The sequence below is a fragment of the Ectobacillus sp. OTK genome (assembly GCF_059698935.1).
Genome location: NZ_AP048547.1, coordinates 2,479,645 through 2,497,700, shown reverse-complemented (window position 1 = coordinate 2,497,700; position 18,056 = coordinate 2,479,645). Strand labels below are relative to the sequence as shown.

Below are 18,056 nucleotides of genomic sequence, written 5' to 3'. Positions count from 1 at the left end.
TCTCACCTTACACCTTTTATGCAGCTTTTATTTTTTGTCCTTGCTGTCCCCTTCAAACACGTCATCACGCAAATCCTTTGTAGATTTCTTAAACTCCTTTAATGTTTCACCGAATGCCCGTCCAATCTCCGGAAGCTTTTTCGGTCCAAATACAACAAGGGCAATAATTAAAATTAAGATTAATCCCGGAAACCCAATGTTTGGCATGTTTTCTCCCCCTCAGTACGGCATGTTACTACTATTTATATTGTGACAAAAAAAGGTATAACCGTCAACGACAAGGACTATTTTGACACAAAAATGTGCTGAGTGAGATACTTAACGTTCAAACGTTCCCTTCACAACAGGAATACCGCCCTCTACCATCAACCTTCCTCTTGCAAATACCGAGGTAATTTGCAGTGTGTGTCTATCTAGCAGCACGACATCAGCATCCTTACCTTCCTTTACATAACCCTTTTCTGACAGCTTTAACATGTGAGCAGTGTTAGAAGTAATGACTTGCAACGCAGTTTCGAGGGAGACCCCCTCCTGCAACACTGCATCACGCACTTCTTGAAAAAGCGAAGATACACTTCCAACCTGCAGGCCAAGAAACTCTCCATCATCGCTAAACGCTGGCAAGCTTGCTTGACCGTCGGAAGAAAATGTGATGCAGCCAATCGGCACACCCCTCTCCAGCATGACCCGAAGCCCGCGCGAGCATTTCACTTCTCCTTCTTCCAAAAACTGCGGAATTGTACTCGTTGTAAAATCGACATAGCCGCCTCGTTTTGCATAGCTGATGCCCGCTTCAAATAATTCCGGATTACGGTTAATATGAGTTGGATGAAACTGACGAATTGGAATCTCTGTTTTATCGATAATCTCCTCAAGAAGCTGCAGCTGTGCCGCACCATCACCGACATGAATTTCCACTATACCAGCCTTTCCTGATAAAATGCCGCCATTTCGAGCTGCTGCTGCTACCTTTGCCAATTCTTCAAACGCAGGCTGCGAAGAACGGTGATCTGAAATGGCAATCTCTCCAACACCAATAATTTTATCAATCAAAATAATATCATCCTGAATGCGATTCGTTAGTGTTTGCACAGGTATGTGGTACGAGCCGGTATGAATATAGCACGTAATTCCTTCCTCCTCAAGCGCGCGTGCCTTTGCCAATAAGCTCTCCATCCGCCTTGTTGTTCCGTCTGTACCGAGCACGCCAACGATCGTTGTAATCCCTGAAGTTGTCGCATCTGTTAGCTGCAATTCCGGTGTACGCGTCTTAAAGCCGCCTTCACCGCCACCGCCGATAATATGAACGTGCGGATCAATAAACCCAGGTACAATATATGTATCTGAAGCATCTATGACCTGAACATCCACAAAATTATCAGGGACTGCAATAGTGTCCTGTATATATCCAATTTTATTACCTACAAGCAAAACATCTTTTTTTCCTATATAATGCGGAGCATACACTTCTCCATTTTGAAGCAATGTTAACACAATAGCCACTCTTCCTTCCGCAGTAATATGTACAACGAAAAACAAACGAGTTTGAAATCGAATGTATAACAGTTTTCCATTCGCTTGATATATGATATGGTAGAATTAATGTTTTTTCAAGAATGAGGCGAAGGAACCACTGCATTCCTTTATACGCCTCCTCGCATTCGAAAGGAATGATACGGATGGCAAATACACATACGTTTTCTAAAGGAGAGGAAGTCGCAAATTCGATTACACATGGAATTGGGGCGCTGCTGAGCATCGCTGCCCTCGTTCTGCTCATCGTATTCTCCTCCTTACATGGTACAGCCTGGCACGTTGTGAGCTTTACATTATTTGGAAGCACAATGGTTATTTTATACCTGTCGTCTACACTCGTCCATGCTCTTCCACATGGAAAAGCAAAGGATGTATTCGAAATACTTGACCATTCCTCTATTTATTTTTTCATCGCCGGCACATACACGCCATTTTTATTCATCGCGGTAAAGGGGTGGCTTGGATGGACGTTATTCGGGATTGTGTGGGGACTTGCGGTCGCTGGGACAGTTTTTAAATCTTTTTTTGTAAAGAAATTCCTTCATATCTCCACTTTACTATATGTATTAATGGGATGGCTGATTGTCTTTGCCTGGAAGCCCCTCGTACAAAGCGTTCCGCATAACGGAGTAGTTCTGCTTGTTATCGGAGGCGTTTTATATACCGTAGGCGCTATATTTTATGTTTGGCGAGGCTTTAAATTCCATCATGCAATTTGGCACTTATTTGTCGTTGCAGGCACGGCAATGCACTTTTTTTCTGTTTTGTTATATTTGCTATAAAAAATGGTGCTATCTCAAAACTCTTTCACATGAAGTAACCCCACAGAGTAATAGAAATATTCTCTGTGGGGTTTTTATATTGGCTTCTCTTCCTTCCTGAGACTACGGCACAGATAGATTTTTTACATATATGCGTAAAAAATCTATTTTTCCATTATATGACAATCCGACTATTTGCATGCTGTAAAGAACCTCTTATTTATAATTTAAGCAAAAAACTTATTTTTTAAACAAATATAAGTTTTTTGCTTGATTATTATTTGTGAAAAGGTTACTCTTAATACAATGGTACTCATTGGAAGATGGAGGTGAATACATGTCTCAGAAACAACGCATCGAACAGATTAAAGAATTACTTCATGCCCGCAACGAAATTAGCCTTGAGGAAATTATGGAGCAATTCCAAGTCTCGCGCGATACTGCAAGACGGGACTTAGTGAAACTTGAAGAAGATGGGGATATTGTGAGAATAAAAAGAGGCGCCATCCTCTCCTCCCAGCATTCTCGCGTTACTCATTATCGGGAGCGAGGTATATCCAAAGCAAAAGAACACATTGCTCAAAAAGCGTGTTCATTTATTCATGATCACGATACTATCCTCTTCGACACTTCCACTACTGTAGAGCTCACTGCTCGCTATATGAGGAACAGCGATGTGACCGCCATTACTAATTCAATCGATATTATTACAAGCTTGAGCGAGCGTCCAAACGTTACTGTTTATATGGTCGGAGGAAAATTCAATCCCCATAACCGGAATTTTGTTGGCCTGCATACTGTTGAAGAGCTAGCAAAATATCAAGCTAACACGTTATTTATTGGAGCATGCGGTATTGGAATAGGAGGTCTTACCTCTCCTGACGAAGATGAAGCCTATGTAAAAAAAGGCATGATTCAAGCATCCCAGCGAGTGATAGTGCTTACCGAACATACAAAATTTCAAAAAGTATTTCTTCATAAGGTGTGCGGGCTGGAGGAAATTGACATTGTCATAACTGATCAAGCTCCTCCTCCAGAAATAGAACAACAGCTGCACAATTATAATATTGAATTGATTGTAACAGACAAAAACATAAGAGGTGATTACCAATGAATGCAATTAAAGTAGGCTTAATTGGATACGGATTCTCTGGAGCAACCTTTCACGCTCCTCTTCTGCAAGCATTAACGGAATATGACATTGTCAAAGTTATGTCTCGTAATCCTAACAAGGTAGCAAAAGATTTAGGAGCAGTACAAGTAGTAGAAACTATAGAAGCTGTACTACAAGATGAAACGATTGAATTAGTTGTTATTACAACACCAAATACACTCCATTATGAAATGGCGAAACAAAGCTTGCTGGCCGGAAAAAATGTTGTAATTGAAAAACCAATGGTCATAGATCCCAAAGAAGCGGAAGAGCTGATTCAATTAGCAAACGAACGGCATCTCATGATAAGCGTATACCAAAACAGACGATGGGATAATGACTTCTTAACTATTAAACATTTAATTGCAGAGAACACACTCGGAGAGATTAATACATACGAAGCACACTTTGATCGATTCCGGCCGCACGTACAAGATCGATGGAGAGAGCAGGAGGGAAAAGGATCTGGGATGCTGTATGACTTAGGTTCCCACTTAATTGATCAGGCGCTGCACTTGTTTGGCAAACCGCAATTTGTACTGGCTGACGTATTTGCACAAAGAGACGGAGCACAAGCAGATGATTATTTCCACATCATTATGGGTTATGACAAGCTGCGGGTTCTTTTACACTCCGGCTCAATTGTCGCAGAACAGGGACCGAAGTTTAAAGTACATGGCAGTAAAGGCAGCTTTATTAAATACGGAATTGACGGACAAGAAGCTGCATTAAAAGAAGGCAAAAATCCAACAGCTGACGATTGGGGCAAAGACAAGCCTGAGTGGTACGGTACATTAGTAATCCACGAAGACGGACAAGAAGTTGTAACAAGATTGGAAACCCTTCCTGGTTCCTATACATCCTATTATAAACAAATATTTGAACATATTCGCCAAGGACAGCCATGCCCGGTTCGTGCAGGAGAAGGCTTGCAAACTATTCAAATCATTCATGCTGCACTTAAGAGCAGCGCGGAAAAACGGGCTATCTTTATCGACAAGTAAGGAGAAAACAATGGAAATCAATTCGATTGAAAACAAGCTAAAACTTATCCAAGCTCAAGAAGAGGAATTACAATTCACAACATTTACCAATGATACAGCTTTACAGCTAGGATTATTAATTATTGAATTAGCAAAAAAAGAAGGAAAGAGCATCGCGGTTGCTATTACAAGAGGGGGACAACAGCTTTTTTATCATGCAATGAACGGAACAAGTCCTGACCAAGAGCATTGGATTAAGCGAAAATCTCGAGTTGTCGCAAGACATTACCATAGTTCCTATTTCATGAGGCTCTATAATGAGTCTAAAAACCGTTCATACTTTGAAACGTATTCTATTAGTCCCGAGGAATATGCTGTTCATGGCGGATCCTTTCCGCTCACGATTAAACATGTCGGGGTGGTTGGTACGATTACAGTATCTGGGCTATCTCAAGAAGAAGACCACCAATTGATCGTGACTGGAATCCGAATGTTGCTTGAGCAAGGAAACTAGATGCCCCCCACCTGCGCTATACGTTGAGGAAGGGGACTTCTTTTGAAATTATGTTAAAAAAGAAAAGGCTGTCCCAAAAGATCACTAAGCATAATCTTTTGGGACAGCCTTGTTTTTTACGATAATTTAGACTGAATAATATTTTGTGTATAGCTAGCAAGTTCCTTTAAATCCATGTCTTTGTACTCTTCCTCATAAATCGGCTCAGAGATCGTAAGTGTAACACGAGCAGGACGAATTCTATTCCCATTTCCTTCTAAAATATTATACGTTCCATTAATCGTAACTGGTAAAATCGGAACACCCGACTTTGTTGCAAGGTGGAAGCTGCCTGTTTTAAACTCTGCCATTTTACCACTTTTGCTGCGAGTACCTTCCGGAAACACAACAAGTGAATGGCCTGCTTTTAAATTCTCTATCCCCTCTTTAATTGCCTGCAGCGATTGACGCCGGTCACTACGGTCCATAAATACACTATTCATGAGTTCCATCCAGTGCGCCGCAATCGGAATCTTCTTCATTTCTGCTTTCGAAATAAAACCAATTGGTTTGTTTAAATACCCCATTAACACTGGAATATCAAAATTACTTTGGTGGTTGGCAACTACAAGAACAGCTCGATCTTGCGGTATATGCTCTAATCCTTTTACTTCCACTGTAGAACCAGTAATGCGAACCATTCGTTTGCCAAACCAATCAGGCGTTTTATGTACGAGCCGATCCTTTTCCTCAGGTGCAATCGTTTCTGCTAGCTTCTGCATGCGAAATAATCTTGGTGCGGTTCGAAGAACAAGAATAAAAATATATACAGCAGAAAAAATAGTACGAATCATAGAAGACCCCCATCTAAAGTACATTCGTATTCATTATACAGGACAAGCCGAAGAAAAAGAAGAAGAGAAACAGAAAATGAGGGAATAGACAGAAAATAGAAGACAACAACAAACGTGAAGGCCCGCCTCATGAGCAGACCTCCATCGAATCGTATTATCTTATATCCCCTAACGCTTTTCATACACAACAAAGCGATAATGATATGGATTTTTTTCATCTGTTATTCCTGGTTCCTCCGATATCACTTTCCACTCGTTATCATTTATATTAGGAAAATAGGTGTCACCTTCAAATTCTTCATCAATATACGTAACATATAGTCTGTCCATCATCGGCATCACCTCTTTAAAAATTTCTGCCCCTCCAATGACAAACACTTCTTCAGTACCACTGCCCACTTTATAAATGTCCTCAATAGAATACAGCACCTCACATCCTGGCTGCTCATATTGCTCATTTCTCGTTATAATGATGTTTCTTCTTCCCGGCAACGGCTTGCCTATAGCTTCAAATGTTTTCCGTCCCATGATGATTGGATGCCCCATCGTTACTTTTTTGAAATAGGCTAGGTCCGCAGGGAGACGCCAAGGTAAATCATTATCTCTGCCGATTAATCTATTTTTGTCCATTGCGACAATACCGGAAAGCATAGTAGGTTTCCTCCCTTATACAATTTTTAGAGTATACAAATTATAACCAAACGAATTAAAATTTCCAAAAGTAAAGACCACTTTTACTCTTTACCTTGAAATAAAATCAACTATCTGTGTTTCTCGTTACATATGTTAACACCTTACAATATTATTCTCTATGCAGCAAAATTTAATCAAATCATCATATTGATTCATTCTACCTTTCAAGGTCATGTTCTTAAAACGATTGAAAAGCTTACACATTCCTTATTGTTACATATACGATTTTAGTAACGTATGATAAGATACAGGGAGCGTCGTCTACAATAAATATTCAATAGATTTCCTAACAATCATTGGATAAACATGCAACTAATACAACCGAACACAACAAGTACATTTTATAATTTAGAAAGGGGCCATTAAACATGTTTTCATTAATTGTTGCAATGGATCAGAATGGCGTCATAGGAAAAGACAATACCTTACCTTGGCATCTACCTAACGATTTAAAGCGAGTGAAGGAATTAACAACTAACAATGTTATTATTCTAGGCAGAAAGAACTTTGAGTCTATTGGAAAACCTTTACCTAACCGTTTGAATGTAGTATTAACGAGAGATAAAAGTTTAAAGATAGAGGGTTGTCAAGTAAGTCATTCTTTGGAAGAAGTAATTTCGGAATTTAAAAATGATTCGAGAGAGATTTTTATATTTGGAGGAACAGAGATTTATCAGCTTTTTCTTCCTTACGTTCATAAAATGTACATAACACAAATTCACCATGAGTTTGATGGTGATACATATTTCCCATCTTTCAACAAAGAAGAATGGACTACGGTTTATCAGGAGGAAGGACGGGTAGATGAAAGAAATATCTACCCTCATACTTTCTATGTACTCCATAAAGATTCATTGAATTAACAGCTAAAGAAGAATCTTTAGCTGTTTTTTACATCTTAGTGAAAAAGGATCTATACTAGTTCCTCCGTATACATATCACATGTTCTATAACATAAGACTTCGTTCAGCCTTTGAGATTGATGAGATAAAAAGATCTCTACAATTTAGAGATTAAGAGTCTATATGATTTAACATAAAAGCAGTCATGGAGAATCTCTGGTTTCTCAGCTGATCTTATCTTGCCAACCTGTGTTAAGCTTAAAGGCTAACTAGATTTTGGCTGGGATTGAGGCCATGCACATGATCAAAAAGATCGTCGTTTTATGGACCTTTCAAGCTAAATCCCTGTTACTGACATAGAACGTTTTCTGGAGACTATCAGAAAGCAGACGATACGCGACTACTTTCTTCTTGTACTGTTTGACTACATCAACGTGGTCGTTGTAAATGTACACAAATAACCTAACATCCTTTTTGCCTCTTTTCGTATCAATGACCACTGAAGTCCCTCTGTTCTCTGGATGTAAATACGATTGCTCATAACCTGGAAATATAGGGTACCGTTCTATAAATGCAGCTTCGTTAAAATAACGAATCACTTGAATTTTGTCTTCACCTTCCAAGCATTTTCCGTCAATGGTTACGATGACATTCGCTTCACTAAGTTTTGAATGTATTTCAAATTTGCTGATAAGCCATCCCACGGTACTGTTTGGAAGAGAACTCACTACTACTTTAATAATACCCATGAGAATGATCGGAACTAAAACAGCCCATGTCATATTTCATCATCTCCGTTACGTTCTAAATTAACATCATTATATTACGTTAAATATTTTTTAAAGTATCCGCGAATCTCGAAATACCTTCCCGAATTAAGTGAGTTTCTCCTCGGCCAAAGGTAAAGCGTACATACCCTTTTTCTGAACCAAAAATACTTCCTGGAACGAAGGCTACACCTTTTTCCATAGACTTTTCTAACAAGTCATACTCATTAATAGAACTCTTTAATTTACACCATAGGTGAATCCCGCCCTCAGGAATGAAGCAATCCATTTGATCAGCTAAATATTCTTTAATACTTGAGGTCATCTCATCTCTTCGTTGTTTAAGCTGCTTCCGAAGCATACCAATGTGCGGACTAAAATGTTCGGATCCTAGAAATTCATTTGCTACCCATTGCGGGAACACACTATGTCCAAAGTCAATCTGCTGTTTTGCATCTGCCAGACGCTGAATTACCTGTGAAGGACCGATAATCCAACCAATCCGCAAGCCAGATGCTACAATTTTTGATAAAGAGCTAATGTATAGAACGTTACCGTTGGAGTCCATAGACTTTAAAGTTGGATTTATCTCCTCATTGAAGGAAGTTAAACTATACGGATCATCTTCAATAATTGGAATACCGAACTCAGATGACAATTCTAACACCTGCTTTCGGCGTTCCAGCGAAAGGACAGTTCCTGTAGGATTTTGGTAATCCGGATTTAAGAAAAGCATTCGGATTCGATGCTTTTTGTGTAAGGATATAAGATCATCTGGGTTGATACCATGTTTATCCACAGGCAAAAGAAATGTTCTTAACCCAGCGGACTGAAATATCGGCAAGGAAAAACAATAAGATGGATCCTCAATCGCAACAGCATCTCCCGGCTTAAGCAAACATTGGACAATCAGGTGCAAAGCTTGTTGAGCGCCTGATGTAATTAAAACAGATGCAGGGTCAGTATCTATATTCTTATACTCCTTAACATGCAAGGAAATGGTTTCCCTTAACATCGCATTTCCTTGTGGATGATCGTAACCTAATTGTCCCTCAAAAGGCTTCTCAGAAAAAATCGTGCGGAACTGATTGCTTGGAAACAAATCTGGTGATAATTCACCGCTGGCTAAATTGATTAAATCGTTCTTTTGGGTTTCCTTACGAATTCGTTGCACCAAAGGTAAATTAGGAAGGAACGAGCCATCCTCCACATATCGCCCCCAGTTAGGTATACGTTTATGCGATAGCCCCCATATATCTGTACTTACCCGTGTTCCGCTTCCTTTCTTCCGCTTTATGACCCCAAGCGCTTGTAATTCTTCGTATGCAGCTACTACTGTGCTTCGGTTAACTTGTAACTCATTTGCTAAAGCACGCTCCGAAGGCAAAACACTGTCTGGCGGAAATTCCCCTGACGAAATTCCTTGTTCAATATAATCCACAATCTGTTTATAAATAGGTTTCTTATCTTCACGATTCGGCTTCCATTCCATATCGGTTTCATCCTTACTATCGTTTCTTCGCTAGCATTATTATAGTGAAATGGCTAGTACAAGTAAAATCTCGCCACATCTTACACACAGCTTTTATTGATGCCGATAAAAGCAGTAAAATGTTAAAAAGCACGTTATCAACTAAAATAGATGCAAGCCAAAGAACTGCTAATCTTTATAGCTCATCTATCCCTGCCTGTTGCTGCGTTGAAAGAAACTACAAAACCACAACTATATACCACGTGATTCCTACAATAAGAATCAAAAAAAGTATAAGATAGATAACGGACAAGTTTGTTACATTTCGTTTAACAGACTTGCCATAGTCTGTCTCCACATTTCTTGCAGCCATTATTGTACTTAAAAGCGATACAATGCTTATAATTACGACTAAGATAAGAGCAAATTTCATTAGCTCTCTCCTTTCTAAAGTTGGCAGCTAGTTGCCCGTAATTGTTTTTCATACCAATTATCATCATAGATTCCCAATCATATAAAACTTTATTTTAGCTATGTTTTCATCTATCTTCTATGCTTCAATAGCGACTTCAATTGCCTTTTGTAGACTAAAGATACATGTAGAGAAAACAATCATAGAACTTTCTTTTCTTCTTAATCATAATGATCGTACAAAAAAAGTAACCATCCAATTCAGTGATTTTCAAACCAACCACTTTATAAAAAAGATGGTGATCCTTATATTTTCATAAACATATCAATATCTACTGTTTAATCAGTACCTGTTAGTTAATGAATATACAAACCAGCACAAAAAGCTAGGGAATTCCATTCTCATCTGGAATTCTCTAGCTTAAAACAAATTCTCATACCTACAGCATTTAACAAATTCTTAATTAAGCAGTTTATTATAGAATAAACATCGCTGTACCAATAGTGATCACAGCACCGCCAATCATTGTATTTTTAGAAGGTCGCTCTTTTAAGATGATGAAACTGAGAATCATTGTAATAACAGCACTGAACTTATCAATTGGTGCTACGATAGAAACTTTTCCGACTGCGATTGCTGCAAAGTAGCATAACCATGAGAGCCCAGTCACAGCACCGGACAAAATGAGAAATAGGAAAGATTTTTTCGTAATGTTTTTCATTTCTGTATGTGTTCCCTGAAAGAAAACAATTGTCCAGATAAAAATAATAATTACTAAAGTCCGAATCAATGTGGCCGCATTAGAATCAACCTTTTCAATCCCGATTTTCGCTAATATAGTTGTGACAGCAGCAAATAACGCTGCTAGTAAGGCTAATATTATACTCACGTTTTGTTCACCCCTTTTTCCTTTTTATTAAGAAGTTCAGTTTTTTTTAATTCACAGAAGGTAATATAATTACGAACCTATATGTATGCAATGAATTCCCCTCACCGCCTGTCCTTCTGCGACCTTAACTTCCTCAGTCTTATTCCCCTTCTGAGGCCCCGTCGACAAAACCTGGATATGTGTGTTTTATTGGCAGAACCCCATAGCCATCAACCTAACAAAAATAAACTACCCCAAAACGATAAAATTAAGCAATTTGTGCAAAATCTTTGTTTTGGGGTAATTTTGAATTCTTAACTTGATGGACATGTGACACTACCCCTATATAGATGATTTTTTAAAAATTTTTCGAGGGGCAAGATGGTCTATACGAAAGGGTTTGAGTGGAAGAGTCGCCCCTCAAGGTTTTGATTTTTGCTATAATAACCACTATGTAGGTTTAATTTTTAATAAATAGGGAAGCTGAGTGGAAGAATCGCCCCTCAAGGTTTTGATTTTTGCTATAATAACCACTATGTAGGTTTAATTTTTAATAAATAGGGAAGCTGAGTGGAATATGGAAAATAACGTTTTTGAACAGATGGCAAAAAGATATGATACAGAAGAAAGAATTGAATTAGCTAAAGTTATAGTTAAGGAAGTAAGACCAGAATTACGAAATAGTAAATCAAAATCTTTAATAGACTATGGGAGTGGTACTGGTCTAATTAGTTTAGAATTATCAGATTTAGTAGATTCTATTTTATTGGTAGATTCATCAAAACAAATGTTGGAGGTTGCGAAAGCTAAAATTTCTCACAAAGGAATTACCAACTCAAAAGTACTTTATTCAGATTTTACTCAAGAAACTCCTGAACTTAAGGCAGACATAGTTTTAATGTCACTAGTCCTTCTTCATATTCCGGATACTAAAAAAATTTTACAAGAATTGTTCAACATTTTAAATAATGGTGGCAAGCTAATTATTATTGATTTTGACAAAAACGATAAAATAAATCATCCGAAAGTTCATAACGGTTTTTCGCATGAAGAACTGAAAAAAAGATTATCTGAGGTTGGATTTCAATCAATTGAAATTAAGACATTCTATCATGGCAATCGTATTTTTATGAATCAAGATGCCTCAATGTTTATATCCAGTAGTATAAAGTGATTTCTTGTTTTTTTATTTCTTAGTTCACATAATCTCTAAAAAGGAACCATTCATATCAAGGGTGTTGGCCTTTGACATTGTAAAATGTCATTGGTCTAGTTTATTCCCTGTTGATGTGACTGGTTCTTTTGACATTTTTGGTTAGTTAAACTTTCTATTGTTGATCGTTTCTTGATGTTATTTTTATTTTTTTGGATTAAGGTTTAGAAACGAAATTTCGCGGGGCGAAAATCGAGTTTCCTCTTTTCTTGATACGTTATAGCATATAACCTTTTATATTCACAGATACATAGATTGTATATAGCCTTATAAAGCCGTATAAGGCTTATACAAGGCTTTTAAGACATTATAGGGGACTATATATACTATATATACATCCCCTATACGCAAGAAATACGCTATCCTTTTATTAGAATCATTGATAAGGATGACGTTTTTTATGGATCTCTCACTTTCAGAGGAATTACATCTCTTCTCTCAGGAACTACGGCGGTTTTTATCACCTCAAACTCTTCAGAAAATCGCTAAAGAAGTAGGGTTTGTCCGTCGAACCAGCAAATACAGTGGACAGGACCTTGTGTCACTTACATCTTCTAGAGCATTGCTTCAAATATATTTTTTCTTCTTTCTCTAGATAGGATAAATTTCAGACAATTAACCTTGCCTATTCACTACTTTCTCTTCTTTCTTGCTATTCTCTAGTGGTGCAGGAGCGATACTTTGATCGTTTGCTGTCAAATCTATGCCATAATCCCTAGCGAAAACCATGTAGGTTTCAACAAGGACATTTTCCGTATTTTCATCCAGATTGAATACGCGTGCACCACGCAGTCTATTTCTTTCGGCACCTGGAAGTCCGTAGGCGCCAAATCCAACACTGCCAGCATAGCCGAGCATGATTCCGTAGTAATTACCCGCGTATGTATTCACATGGTCGTGTCCGCAAAAAACACCTTTAACGTCCCCCCTCGCCAAGATGGCCGAAAACATTCCGCTGTTAATCGGACCTGGGCACTCTTCCTCATTTCTTTCTCCTGTGATATTGTGTTTTTGCATGGCAATCGCATGATTCTCGTCCGTTCTTCCTTCTACACTCGCAAACCACATATATCGGTGTTCCCATAGGGGAATATGAATGAACATGAGTGAAGGAATTTTTCTTCCAAATTGTTTCTCCAGCCTTTTAGATGTTTCATAATACCAGCTCACTTGGTCAAAACGGAGCCAATCCCAGGTTGGATATCCTTGAAAATCCTGTCCCGCGATCGTATTCGGAGCATATCTTCCACTATCAAGCAACCATAGATTGAATGCCGGACTCTTGCCCTTGGAATCCTTAATAATTAGGTTCATGTTGCCGGTACCGGTAATGCCTTTTGCACCGGGTTGGTTCACGTTATATTTGTAAGACATATAGATTTCGAGCATAGCTGCCTCATCAAGACCACCAACTGGGGTAGAATCCTCATCATGGTTTCCGAAGGTAATAGCCCACTTTATACCCCGTTTTTCCATCGGCTGGGCGACGTTGTTAATGGCTTGTTTCATCTCAGCCGGCGTATCACAGCCCCCAGTAATATTGTCTCCGTTGAGCACAACAAAATCCGGTTTCTCTTTGTCAAGCACTGCTTCCATGAGCTGCACAGTCCGGCGATCAATGTTCTCATCATCTTGAGCATCATTAAACTGTACGATTTTGAACTTTCCATCCGGATTAAACTGGATTTTTGCATCATCATTTGCTTCGGTTATATTCTCATTTGTTTCGGCATGAGCTGTACTGCTGAATACATCTGTTGAAACTCCAGCAGATCCAATTGTTAACGCAAGTGCTCCCATTCCTCCTATTTTTATAAATTCCCGTCTGTTCAACTCTTTCCTTGAATCCTGATTGCTCATAAAAAACCCCCATTTCTTCCAATAAATGTTTCAAAAGTAAATCTATTAACAGATTAGCAAATAGACTTTGAGTATTTATTTCTTTTTTGTAAATGTATGGTTTTAATTTAGTAATTGTGAAACGGGAGATAGTAGGTTCTGACGCAAACATGACCTGTTAGGAACATAGAAGCTTAGCATCTGAATTACGAGGCCACCAAATCATTTATCAAAAGATAGGCAAGATAACGCACATTTTATAATAATATGGGGGAATTACTAATGATCTACGGATATTCTAGGGTAAGTACCTATGGACAGGCGAGGGATGGGAACAGCTTAACAAGCCAGCTTAGAATATTGGGAGGGTACAACTGTAATGAGATAGTACAAGAAGCACTTACAGGTAAAACTACAGATAGATCAAAGTGTAATGAATTACAGCGATACTTTGGTTGTAACTAAGCTTGACCATTTTGCTCGTACATTAATCAAGGGCGAAAAGATAGTTCTGATGCAAATCTCGAATTCCGTCAAAATATTAACAAAAACATAAGACCAATCCCGAACATTAAATCCTTTCATACCACTAATATTCGAGTTTGAGTTTTTCATCCCAAATAAAAATTGCCCGCGGAGCAGGCAATATTCATGTTGGGTTAGTTGTCTCAGTCCTTTTGCACCAGAACCCTTTTTCTGCTATTTTAAAGAGGCGATTTCCTCTTTTAACTTTGTAAATTCGGCTTCATATCTATTTTGGGCTTCAATTGCTTTTTTGTTTAGTTTCTTAATTTCTTTCTCGTAATTGTTTTTTGTTTCATCTGCATCTACTGTTTGTTGCTGAATGATTCGGTTTAACTCTAAAACTGTATTATTCAGTTCTTCTCTTTTCTCAACTTCTTTTGATAGTTCCTCTTGATGTTTAATTAACAGTTTTTGTTGCAACTCTAACATTTCATCTTGTTTTTCTAAGTCTTTTTGTTTAGAAATTTGTATCAGTTCATTTTTGTGGGTTTCAAGAGCAACAGATAACTGTTGTTCCAATCCGATTTTTTCACGTTCTAACTCCCCTATTTTTTGCAATTCTTTCTGTGCTGCATGTAATTGATTTTGTAAATCCGCTATCTTTTGTAGAGATTCCTGATTTTCTTTCGTTGCTACCTCTGCTTTAAGGCGCAGCTTCTTTTTATCAGCTTCTAACTTTGCTTTATCGGAACGGAGTTTCTCAATTGTTGCATTTAAGTTTTCAATAGAAGCTTTTTGCGTCCTTGTTAATTCTTCTAGACGTGCTTCATTCTCTTCTAATCCAAGAATTTGCTTTGCTTGAGAGTTCGCAATTTCTTCTTCAGAATTTAGTTTAGCTGACAGAGCATCTATCTTTCCTTGCAATTTCTTTTTATCCAGTTCAAAACTAAACGGATTTTGTTCTATTCTTTCTCTCGATGTTGTAATAACAGAAGTGAAAATATCCTGCAGCCGAAACATCAAGTTGTTTGTCATTTGGATTTGAGCGCCAAAGGTTTCAATGCTTTCTAATGAAGTAGCAAAATAGCGGGCTGTTAGTGTTTTCATCGCTTCATTAAAGTTAGCAACACTCTCTAACTCTATAATTTTATTAACCTTCGTTTGCTCCTCATCCGGTATACGTATTGATTTGTTATGTATGTCCTCTTTCTTTTTAAGCCTCTTTCCTTCTGCTGCTTCAACCGGAAACACTTTTGTTTCATCAGCCATGATTTTTCCCTCCTTGAAATTACCAATTCGTTGTACATTTTTATTTTATTCTTTTTTTATTAAGAAAACAAATGCATCGTACAACAAATTACTTAAATTACAAATGAGGAGAGAAAATATGAAAGTCAAATTTGGTACAGCACCAGATTCTTGGGGAGTATGGTTTCCGGAAAATGAAAAACAGACACCGTGGGAAAGATGCATAGATGAAATGGCTGCAGCTGGATATGCAGGGATTGAGTTCGGACCATGGGGATATCTTCCCAATGAATATGAGAGATTACATGAGGAACTTGAGAAAAGAAATCTTGAGCTGACCGCAACAATCCTTGTGGGGATCTTACATCCGATCGTAAGACAGAGGAACTGATTGCTTTACTGGATGAGATGGCTGGGCTTCAGTTACGGTTTGAAAGTGCAAAATATGTGGTTTTGATCGATGATTGCTATACCGATCTTTTTACCGGTGAATTGGTAAGACCACAATTCTTAAACGATGCTGAATGGGACAAGTTTATCACCAATATCCTAAAAATACGAGACCACGCGAAATTCAATTACGGCTTAGAAGTGGTTTTTCACCCTCATGCCCAAAGCCATATTGAAACGGAAGAGCAAATTGAAAGACTCTTGCATGATACGGATATTAATCTCTGTCTGGACACAGGTCATCACGCGTACGCGGATGGAGATCCGGTTGCCTTTATGAGAAAACATTACAAACGAATTCCGTATCTTCACTTGAAAAGCTGTGATCTAAAGGTAAGAGAGAAAATGCAAGAAGAGGGCTGGTCCTTTGCGAAAGCGGTCAGTGAGGATATCATGTGCGAGCCTGAACTAGGTGTGGTGGATATGAAAGCCTTCGTGAAAGTATTAGAAGATATCGATTTTACCGGTTGGGCCATCGTGGAACAGGATATGTATCCTGAGCCCTTCGAGAAACCATTCCCGATCGCGAAAAGCACAAGAGAATACTTAACAAGAATCGGCATGGGTTGATCATTGATTGTTTAAGAGACTGCTTGAGAGCCTGTTCGAGAGGCTCTCAGCAACTCTGAATCTAAAATTATAGCTGTATTAAAGAATAGTGTTGTTTTGTAAAGAGTCCTTATAAATTTGATAAGTGCTAGGAAGGAGTAGCAAGGAAAAATGATATTAAAAAAAGCACTAGATTTAACAAAGAGTATAAATGAATATCGTCGGAATATGAACGATTTATCAATAAATAAAGGACTCACTAATCCAAATGAAGGGCGTTGTTTAGTGCTAATTCTCTTATCCAGGTTTGATCGTAGCTAAAGCAAAAAAGATGTAAAATCATTTGCTTACTTAACAATAAAATCAAATGAGTTTCTTACTGCACCATTAATAATAATGGATAGTGAATGAACTCCCTCGTAATGTTTCCTGGTAGTCAAATCTTTAAAGGAATGTTTTCTTGAATAAGATTTGGTCTCTCCGCTTTTTATTTCCGTTTCCGTTATCTGAAATACTTTTTTGCTCCTATGCCCTTTAGATTTAACATAGTCGATTGCATATTCAACCCTTATTTTAGTGTGCTTTTCAGATTTGACCTGAAATGAGAAGCGAATCTCTTCTCCAATTGAAATACTATCAGGGCTACAAGCAAAATGACGTAATTGAATGGATTCATCATCCTTGTAACCAAAAATAGACAACACCCGTCTATTCCCTTTTTTCAACAAAGTACGGCAGGCATGCTTTACAATCCAGTCTGTATATTCATGCTTCCCATACCAACCCAAGGTAATTTGGATAACCAATTCCGGATGTGTTTTTGAGATGTCATTTAGATTATTGGCAACACTTTTGCGAACATAGAGTGATGAATCTGTCTTTAATTGCTCAAGTACAGGAAGAATTGGAGTGGGATCTTCCTTAAATTGCGGCAATGCTTGCCCCCAAGGAAGACTTGGTCTGCATCCCTCACTTGCAAGCCTTCGAACATGTTCATTAGGATGTTTCGCCCAAGCATTCATCTGACGCATCATCCTCTCTGGATCACGAATTAGGAATGGCCTTACAGCAAATTCAGCTGATGACCTCTGCGTAAACCGTTCCAAAGCTTTCATAGAAAGCTCCCAATGCTCCTGATTTTGCCCGTACACTTCCACAAAATCAGGAAAGAACAGGTAAGGAAATCCTATGCATTCCTCATCAACTTTAAATAGAACATTCAATGCCTCTTCGTATTTCTGGGGCAGGTACTTTCCAAGAGATAAACTTATCCGACGTATTCTAGTTTTTAGTTCCAAAATACCCCAATCATCACCTAAAACAGCGGCAACAAATCCCTCAATATCGAAAGCACTATATGCCTCCCTGACCTTCCTGCCAAATTGATAAAGAAATTCCTTATTATATATAGCTTTAAGCGGTTCTGCCATGTGTATTCCCTCCTATTAAGTTCAAGTAT

General features: G+C 38.3%; 19 protein-coding genes and 1 pseudogene. 9 read left to right on the top strand and 11 right to left on the bottom strand.

Annotated elements, in window-relative coordinates:
- Positions 1–27: 27 nt before the first annotated feature.
- Positions 28–207 (bottom strand): twin-arginine translocase TatA/TatE family subunit, encoded by a 180-nt coding sequence (locus AC6HZ4_RS12295; protein ID WP_497495305.1) that lies wholly within the window; start codon positions 205–207, stop codon positions 28–30.
- A gap of 111 nt (positions 208–318) precedes the next feature.
- Positions 319–1,494 carry a beta-aspartyl-peptidase gene (gene iadA / locus AC6HZ4_RS12290; protein ID WP_497495690.1) on the bottom strand — a complete coding sequence of 392 codons (1,176 nt, stop codon included), beginning with the start codon at positions 1,492–1,494 and terminating at the stop codon, positions 319–321.
- Between the two features lie 185 nt (positions 1,495–1,679).
- On the opposite strand from iadA, the gene trhA reads away from it, so the two are divergent.
- The 4 genes from trhA (at position 1,680) to AC6HZ4_RS12270 (ending at position 4,947) form a co-directional block, all read left to right on the top strand.
- Positions 1,680–2,318, top strand: a complete 639-nt coding sequence (gene trhA, locus AC6HZ4_RS12285) for a PAQR family membrane homeostasis protein TrhA (protein ID WP_497495303.1) — start codon at positions 1,680–1,682, stop codon at positions 2,316–2,318.
- Between the two features lie 316 nt (positions 2,319–2,634).
- A complete protein-coding gene (locus AC6HZ4_RS12280) occupies positions 2,635–3,411 on the top strand; it encodes a DeoR/GlpR family DNA-binding transcription regulator (protein ID WP_497495302.1) in 777 nt (258 codons plus the stop codon).
- Complete coding sequence (locus AC6HZ4_RS12275; protein ID WP_497495301.1) at positions 3,408–4,454, top strand: oxidoreductase; 1,047 nt, start codon at positions 3,408–3,410, stop codon at positions 4,452–4,454. Before AC6HZ4_RS12280 ends, AC6HZ4_RS12275 begins: the two co-directional genes overlap by 4 nt.
- Before the next feature lie 10 nt (positions 4,455–4,464).
- Entirely contained in the window at positions 4,465–4,947 is a 483-nt protein-coding gene (locus AC6HZ4_RS12270; RefSeq protein WP_497495300.1) for a heme-degrading domain-containing protein, read from the top strand.
- 116 nt (positions 4,948–5,063) lie between these two features.
- Here the strand turns inward: AC6HZ4_RS12270 and AC6HZ4_RS12265 are convergent, their stop codons facing one another.
- A complete protein-coding gene (locus AC6HZ4_RS12265) occupies positions 5,064–5,780 on the bottom strand; it encodes a lysophospholipid acyltransferase family protein (protein WP_497495298.1) in 717 nt (238 codons plus the stop codon).
- 168 nt (positions 5,781–5,948) lie between these two features.
- Entirely contained in the window at positions 5,949–6,431 is a 483-nt protein-coding gene (locus tag AC6HZ4_RS12260) for a dihydrofolate reductase (protein ID WP_497495296.1), read from the bottom strand.
- A 410-nt stretch (positions 6,432–6,841) separates the two neighbouring features.
- On the opposite strand from AC6HZ4_RS12260, the gene AC6HZ4_RS12255 reads away from it, so the two are divergent.
- Positions 6,842–7,336 carry a dihydrofolate reductase gene (locus AC6HZ4_RS12255; RefSeq protein WP_497495294.1) on the top strand — a complete coding sequence of 165 codons (495 nt, stop codon included), beginning with the start codon at positions 6,842–6,844 and terminating at the stop codon, positions 7,334–7,336.
- A 311-nt stretch (positions 7,337–7,647) separates the two neighbouring features.
- Here the strand turns inward: AC6HZ4_RS12255 and AC6HZ4_RS12250 are convergent, their stop codons facing one another.
- The 4 genes from AC6HZ4_RS12250 to AC6HZ4_RS12235 all read right to left on the bottom strand — a co-directional run bounded on the left by AC6HZ4_RS12250 (position 7,648) and on the right by AC6HZ4_RS12235 (position 10,854).
- Entirely contained in the window at positions 7,648–8,097 is a 450-nt protein-coding gene (locus AC6HZ4_RS12250) for a YfmQ family protein (RefSeq protein ID WP_497495293.1), read from the bottom strand.
- A gap of 46 nt (positions 8,098–8,143) precedes the next feature.
- On the bottom strand, positions 8,144–9,574 hold the full coding sequence (pdxR, locus tag AC6HZ4_RS12245) for a MocR-like pyridoxine biosynthesis transcription factor PdxR (protein ID WP_497495292.1): 1,431 nt from the start codon (positions 9,572–9,574) through the stop codon (positions 8,144–8,146).
- A 217-nt stretch (positions 9,575–9,791) separates the two neighbouring features.
- Entirely contained in the window at positions 9,792–9,986 is a 195-nt protein-coding gene (locus AC6HZ4_RS12240) for a hypothetical protein (protein WP_497495290.1), read from the bottom strand.
- Positions 9,987–10,440: 454 nt separating this feature from the next.
- Complete coding sequence (locus tag AC6HZ4_RS12235) at positions 10,441–10,854, bottom strand: EamA family transporter (RefSeq protein ID WP_497495289.1); 414 nt, start codon at positions 10,852–10,854, stop codon at positions 10,441–10,443.
- A 556-nt stretch (positions 10,855–11,410) separates the two neighbouring features.
- Here AC6HZ4_RS12235 and AC6HZ4_RS12230 point away from each other — a divergent pair.
- Positions 11,411–12,007: a class I SAM-dependent methyltransferase gene (locus AC6HZ4_RS12230; protein ID WP_497495288.1), complete on the top strand. Its 597-nt coding sequence runs from the start codon at positions 11,411–11,413 to the stop codon at positions 12,005–12,007.
- 439 nt (positions 12,008–12,446) lie between these two features.
- Positions 12,447–12,593 (top strand): annotated as a pseudogene (locus tag AC6HZ4_RS12225) (IS4 family transposase); the annotation flags it as partial.
- A gap of 68 nt (positions 12,594–12,661) precedes the next feature.
- Here AC6HZ4_RS12225 and AC6HZ4_RS12220 read toward each other — a convergent pair.
- Together AC6HZ4_RS12220 and AC6HZ4_RS12215 are read right to left on the bottom strand one after the other, a co-directional pair.
- Positions 12,662–13,906: a metallophosphoesterase family protein gene (locus AC6HZ4_RS12220; RefSeq protein ID WP_497495287.1), complete on the bottom strand. Its 1,245-nt coding sequence runs from the start codon at positions 13,904–13,906 to the stop codon at positions 12,662–12,664.
- 678 nt (positions 13,907–14,584) lie between these two features.
- Entirely contained in the window at positions 14,585–15,619 is a 1,035-nt protein-coding gene (locus AC6HZ4_RS12215; protein ID WP_497495286.1) for a hypothetical protein, read from the bottom strand.
- Positions 15,620–15,737: 118 nt separating this feature from the next.
- Between AC6HZ4_RS12215 and AC6HZ4_RS12210 the strand changes: the two genes are divergently transcribed.
- Both AC6HZ4_RS12210 and AC6HZ4_RS12205 read left to right on the top strand, forming a co-directional pair.
- Positions 15,738–15,989: a hypothetical protein gene (locus AC6HZ4_RS12210; RefSeq protein ID WP_497495285.1), complete on the top strand. Its 252-nt coding sequence runs from the start codon at positions 15,738–15,740 to the stop codon at positions 15,987–15,989.
- A 17-nt stretch (positions 15,990–16,006) separates the two neighbouring features.
- On the top strand, positions 16,007–16,618 hold the full coding sequence (locus AC6HZ4_RS12205; RefSeq protein ID WP_497495284.1) for a sugar phosphate isomerase/epimerase family protein: 612 nt from the start codon (positions 16,007–16,009) through the stop codon (positions 16,616–16,618).
- Positions 16,619–16,944: 326 nt separating this feature from the next.
- Here the strand turns inward: AC6HZ4_RS12205 and AC6HZ4_RS12200 are convergent, their stop codons facing one another.
- Positions 16,945–18,027 carry a DNA alkylation repair protein gene (locus AC6HZ4_RS12200; protein WP_497495283.1) on the bottom strand — a complete coding sequence of 361 codons (1,083 nt, stop codon included), beginning with the start codon at positions 18,025–18,027 and terminating at the stop codon, positions 16,945–16,947.
- Positions 18,028–18,056 lie beyond the last annotated feature (29 nt).

Bases quoted from the DNA above. Each gene is read 5' to 3' on its own strand.
- AC6HZ4_RS12275 (WP_497495301.1), top strand. From the start codon at position 3,408: ATGAATGCAATTAAAGTAGGCTTAATTGGATACGGATTCTCTGGAGCA.
- AC6HZ4_RS12210 (WP_497495285.1), top strand. From the start codon at position 15,738: ATGAAAGTCAAATTTGGTACAGCACCAGATTCTTGGGGAGTATGGTTT.
- AC6HZ4_RS12250 (WP_497495293.1), bottom strand. From the start codon at position 8,097: ATGACATGGGCTGTTTTAGTTCCGATCATTCTCATGGGTATTATTAAA.
- AC6HZ4_RS12240 (WP_497495290.1), bottom strand. From the start codon at position 9,986: ATGAAATTTGCTCTTATCTTAGTCGTAATTATAAGCATTGTATCGCTT.
- AC6HZ4_RS12265 (WP_497495298.1), bottom strand. From the start codon at position 5,780: ATGATTCGTACTATTTTTTCTGCTGTATATATTTTTATTCTTGTTCTT.
- trhA (WP_497495303.1), top strand. From the start codon at position 1,680: ATGGCAAATACACATACGTTTTCTAAAGGAGAGGAAGTCGCAAATTCG.
- AC6HZ4_RS12260 (WP_497495296.1), bottom strand. From the start codon at position 6,431: ATGCTTTCCGGTATTGTCGCAATGGACAAAAATAGATTAATCGGCAGA.
- AC6HZ4_RS12255 (WP_497495294.1), top strand. From the start codon at position 6,842: ATGTTTTCATTAATTGTTGCAATGGATCAGAATGGCGTCATAGGAAAA.
- pdxR (WP_497495292.1), bottom strand. From the start codon at position 9,574: ATGGAATGGAAGCCGAATCGTGAAGATAAGAAACCTATTTATAAACAG.
- AC6HZ4_RS12295 (WP_497495305.1), bottom strand. From the start codon at position 207: ATGCCAAACATTGGGTTTCCGGGATTAATCTTAATTTTAATTATTGCC.
- AC6HZ4_RS12205 (WP_497495284.1), top strand. From the start codon at position 16,007: ATGGCTGGGCTTCAGTTACGGTTTGAAAGTGCAAAATATGTGGTTTTG.
- AC6HZ4_RS12200 (WP_497495283.1), bottom strand. From the start codon at position 18,027: ATGGCAGAACCGCTTAAAGCTATATATAATAAGGAATTTCTTTATCAA.
- AC6HZ4_RS12230 (WP_497495288.1), top strand. From the start codon at position 11,411: ATGGAAAATAACGTTTTTGAACAGATGGCAAAAAGATATGATACAGAA.
- AC6HZ4_RS12280 (WP_497495302.1), top strand. From the start codon at position 2,635: ATGTCTCAGAAACAACGCATCGAACAGATTAAAGAATTACTTCATGCC.
- AC6HZ4_RS12220 (WP_497495287.1), bottom strand. From the start codon at position 13,906: ATGAGCAATCAGGATTCAAGGAAAGAGTTGAACAGACGGGAATTTATA.
- AC6HZ4_RS12215 (WP_497495286.1), bottom strand. From the start codon at position 15,619: ATGGCTGATGAAACAAAAGTGTTTCCGGTTGAAGCAGCAGAAGGAAAG.
- AC6HZ4_RS12270 (WP_497495300.1), top strand. From the start codon at position 4,465: ATGGAAATCAATTCGATTGAAAACAAGCTAAAACTTATCCAAGCTCAA.